General features: G+C 66.9%; 6 protein-coding genes. All 6 read left to right on the top strand.

Annotation, left to right across the window (positions count from 1 at the left end; translation table 11 throughout):
* Window positions 1-262: 262 nt before the first annotated feature.
* The 6 genes from infA to rplQ all read left to right on the top strand — a co-directional run bounded on the left by infA (window position 263) and on the right by rplQ (window position 3,484).
* A complete protein-coding gene (gene infA / locus VJR25_RS03410) occupies window positions 263-484 on the top strand; it encodes a translation initiation factor IF-1 (RefSeq protein ID WP_013583992.1) in 222 nt (73 codons plus the stop codon).
* A 69-nt stretch (window positions 485-553) separates the two neighbouring features.
* Complete coding sequence (gene rpmJ / locus VJR25_RS03405; RefSeq protein WP_005050492.1) at window positions 554-670, top strand: 50S ribosomal protein L36; 117 nt, start codon at window positions 554-556, stop codon at window positions 668-670.
* Between the two features lie 224 nt (window positions 671-894).
* Window positions 895-1,275: a 30S ribosomal protein S13 gene (gene rpsM, locus VJR25_RS03400; protein WP_324112532.1), complete on the top strand. Its 381-nt coding sequence runs from the start codon at window positions 895-897 to the stop codon at window positions 1,273-1,275.
* A 32-nt stretch (window positions 1,276-1,307) separates the two neighbouring features.
* On the top strand, window positions 1,308-1,706 hold the full coding sequence (gene rpsK, locus VJR25_RS03395; protein WP_324112531.1) for a 30S ribosomal protein S11: 399 nt from the start codon (window positions 1,308-1,310) through the stop codon (window positions 1,704-1,706).
* 184 nt (window positions 1,707-1,890) lie between these two features.
* Window positions 1,891-2,883: a DNA-directed RNA polymerase subunit alpha gene (locus VJR25_RS03390; RefSeq protein WP_324112529.1), complete on the top strand. Its 993-nt coding sequence runs from the start codon at window positions 1,891-1,893 to the stop codon at window positions 2,881-2,883.
* Between the two features lie 28 nt (window positions 2,884-2,911).
* Complete coding sequence (gene rplQ / locus VJR25_RS03385) at window positions 2,912-3,484, top strand: 50S ribosomal protein L17 (RefSeq protein WP_324112527.1); 573 nt, start codon at window positions 2,912-2,914, stop codon at window positions 3,482-3,484.
* Window positions 3,485-3,539: the final 55 nt, after the last annotated feature.

The raw sequence follows: 3,539 nt of genomic DNA, 5'->3' as shown, positions 1-3,539 counted from the left end.
TCGTCTCTCTTCGCTCGCTCAACGACCGGGGGCCTCGCTTCGCTCGCTCAACGACCGGGGGCCTCGCTTCGCTCGCTCAACGACCGGGGGCCTCGCTTCGCTCGCTCAACGACCGGGGGTGCTCGCGCGACACGCCCGAGTTGCCCCCTCTTCCGGTAACACGTACACTGGATGTTTGGTGCCTTGCGCCTTCATCGGCGTGTCGCCGCACCACAATCCCATCCACCGCAGACCGGCCGGTCTGCCAGTCGTTAGCGAGGCTATGGCCAAGAAAGACGGTGTCATCGAGATCGAAGGCACGGTGTCCGAGGCGCTGCCCAACGCGATGTTCCGCGTCGAGCTCACCAACGGACACAAGGTGCTCGCCACCATCTCGGGCAAGATGCGGCAGAACTACATCCGCATCATCCCGGAAGACCGCGTCGTCGTGGAGCTCAGCCCCTACGACCTCACCCGCGGTCGCATCGTCTACCGCTACCGCTAGTCCGGTCGAGAAGTAACACCCCGGGCACCCCTGTGCCCGCACGGTGAAGACAGCGAAAAGGAAATCGACATGAAGGTCAACCCCTCGGTCAAGCCCATCTGCGACCACTGCAAGGTGATCCGCCGCCACGGCCGCGTCATGGTCATCTGCAAGTCGAACCCGCGCCACAAGCAGCGCCAGGGTTGACGCGAGTCGGCTCAATGCGACGCAGGAGCGTTGAGCCGCGAGCGTCAAGGTTGAGCGAGCGAAGCGAGCCGAAACCTCGCATCGCGCCCGCGAAACCGGATCGCAGAACACACAACTGAACATCCACACAACGCAGGATCAGAACCCGCAAGGGGGACACCTCGGGGCGGAGGCCCGGGCACCGATCCTGCATCACACCTCCACGACACTCCTAGGAGAGCCGCATGGCACGTCTCGCCGGCGTCGACATCCCGCGCGATAAGCGCGTGGTGATCGCCCTGACCTACATCTACGGCATCGGCCGTACCCGCTCGAACGAGATCCTCGCTGCGACCGAGATCGACGAGAGCATCCGCGTGAAGGACCTCACCGACGACCAGCTCGTCTCCCTCCGCGACTACATCGAGGGCAACTACAAGGTGGAGGGTGACCTTCGCCGCGAGGTGGCCGCCGACATCCGCCGCAAGGTCGAGATCGGCTCCTACGAGGGCCTGCGTCACCGCCGCGGCCTGCCCGTGCGCGGCCAGCGCACCAAGACCAACGCGCGTACCCGCAAGGGCCCGAAGCGCACGGTCGCCGGCAAGAAGAAGGCCGGCCGCAAGTAATCGCGGGCCTGAAGGTTTAGGAGAAAGCACACATGGCACAGGCCAAGTCCGCCGCGCGCAAGCCGCGCCGCAAGGAGAAGAAGAACATCGCGCTGGGCCAGGCCCACATCAAGTCGACGTTCAACAACACGATCGTCTCGATCACCGACCCGTCGGGCGCCGTCATCAGCTGGGCGTCGTCGGGTGGCGTGGGCTTCAAGGGCTCGCGCAAGTCGACCCCGTACGCGGCCGGCATGGCCGCCGAGTCGGCCGCCCGCCAGGCCGCCGAGCACGGTGTCAAGAAGGTCGACGTCTTCGTGAAGGGTCCGGGTTCGGGCCGCGAGACGGCGATCCGTTCGCTGCAGTCCGCGGGCCTCGAGGTGGGTTCGATCCAGGACGTCACGCCGCAGGCGCACAACGGGTGCCGCCCGCCGAAGCGCCGCCGCGTCTGAGATTCCCGGCCCTTCGGCAGGCTCAGGGACCGACTCGGTCGGATGACCTCGGTCACTGAGCCTGTCGAAGTGCCGCATGCGTCACGGATGCCTGACGCTGCGCGTCACCGGCATCCGTTCACAACTCAACATCTCACCCACCGCACGTGTCATATAGCGGGCACGTGACTGAAAGGAACACAGAGTGCTCATTGCACAGCGTCCCACGCTGACCGAGGAGAAGATCGGCGAGTTCCGCAGCCGTTTCGTCATCGAGCCGCTGGAGCCCGGCTTCGGCTACACGATCGGCAACGCCCTGCGTCGCAGCCTGCTCTCCTCGATCCCGGGTGCTGCCGTCACCAGCATCCGCATCGACGGCGTCCTTCACGAGTTCAGCACCATCCCCGGTGTGAAGGAGGATGTCACCGAGATCATCCTGAACATCAAGCAGCTGGTCGTCTCGAGCGAGCGCGACGAGCCCATCACCGCGTACCTGCGCAAGACGGGTTCCGGTGAGGTCACCGCCGCCGACATCTCGGCCCCGGCCGGTGTCGAGGTGCACAACCCGGAGCTGGTCATCGCGACCCTCAACGACACCGCCAAGTTCGAGCTCGAGCTCACGATCGAGCGTGGCCGCGGCTACGTGTCGGCCGTGCAGAACCGCAACGAGTACGCCGAGGCCGGCCAGATCCCGGTCGACTCGATCTACTCGCCGGTGCTCAAGGTCAGCTACCGCGTCGACGCGACCCGTGCGGGTGAGCGCACCGACTTCGACAAGCTGGTGCTGGATGTCGAGACGAAGCCGTCGATCGCCCCGCGCGACGCCGTGGCTTCCGCCGGCCGCACCCTCACCGAGCTGTTCGGTCTCGCCCGCGAGCTGAACGTCGAGGCCGAGGGCATCGAGATCGGCCCGGCGCCGGTCGAGACCGTGCTGTCGAGCGAGCTGTCGATGCCGATCGAGGACCTCGATCTGTCGGTGCGTTCGTACAACTGCCTCAAGCGCGAGGGCATCAACACCGTCGCCGAGCTCGTCGCGCTCAGCGAGACGCAGCTGATGAACATCCGCAACTTCGGTCAGAAGTCGGTCGACGAGGTGCGCGACAAGCTCATCTCGCTCGGTCTGTCGCTCAAGGATTCGGTGCCCGGCTTCGACGGCGCCCACTTCTACGGCGGCTACGACGACGACGAGACCGTCTGACCTTCTTTTCACACTGGAGTAACTGAGAATGCCCAAGCCCACGAAGGGTCCCCGTCTCGGCGGCGGCCCGGCACACGAGCGTCTGCTGCTGGCGAACCTGGCCGCTGCGCTGTTCACCCACAAGTCGATCAAGACGACCGAGACCAAGGCCAAGCGCCTGCGTCCGCTCGCCGAGCGTCTGATCACCTTCGCGAAGCGCGGCGACCTGCACGCCCGCCGTCGCGTGCTGTCGGTCATCGGTGACAAGGAAGTCGCGCACGTCCTGTTCACCGAGATCGCTCCGCTCGTCGCCGACCGTCCGGGTGGCTACACGCGCATCGTCAAGGTCGGCAACCGCAAGGGCGACAACGCCCCCATGGCCGTGATCGAGCTCGTGCTCGAGCCGGTCGCCGCCAAGGCGAAGGCTCCCAAGGCCGCCGCCGCGCCGGTCGCCGAGGAGGCTCCGGTGGAGGAGGCTCCGGCCGAGGTCGAGGAGACCCAGGCCGAGGATGCCGCGACCGAGGCTGTGGCCGAGGCCGACGCCGCCGAGGACGCCGCGACCGACGTCGCCGAGGGCTCCGCCGACGTCACCCCCGCCGAGGACGAGGCCGCCCAGGCCTGACCCCCGCGTCCGAAAGCCCGCACCCCCGTGGTGCGGGCTTTCTGCGTTCCCAGGG

Source organism: Microbacterium sp. (assembly GCF_035277845.1).
Lineage (GTDB): Bacteria > Actinomycetota > Actinomycetes > Actinomycetales > Microbacteriaceae > Microbacterium.
The sequence above is the reverse complement of the archived record's forward strand: the minus strand, read 5'-3'. Positions and strand labels throughout refer to the sequence as shown.

What these genes read in the sequence shown, in the direction of transcription:
- infA (WP_013583992.1), top strand. Translation starts at nt 263, where the DNA reads ATGGCCAAGAAAGACGGTGTCATCGAGATCGAAGGCACGGTGTCCGAG.
- rpmJ (WP_005050492.1), top strand. Translation starts at nt 554, where the DNA reads ATGAAGGTCAACCCCTCGGTCAAGCCCATCTGCGACCACTGCAAGGTG.
- rpsM (WP_324112532.1), top strand. Translation starts at nt 895, where the DNA reads ATGGCACGTCTCGCCGGCGTCGACATCCCGCGCGATAAGCGCGTGGTG.
- rpsK (WP_324112531.1), top strand. Translation starts at nt 1,308, where the DNA reads ATGGCACAGGCCAAGTCCGCCGCGCGCAAGCCGCGCCGCAAGGAGAAG.
- rplQ (WP_324112527.1), top strand. Translation starts at nt 2,912, where the DNA reads ATGCCCAAGCCCACGAAGGGTCCCCGTCTCGGCGGCGGCCCGGCACAC.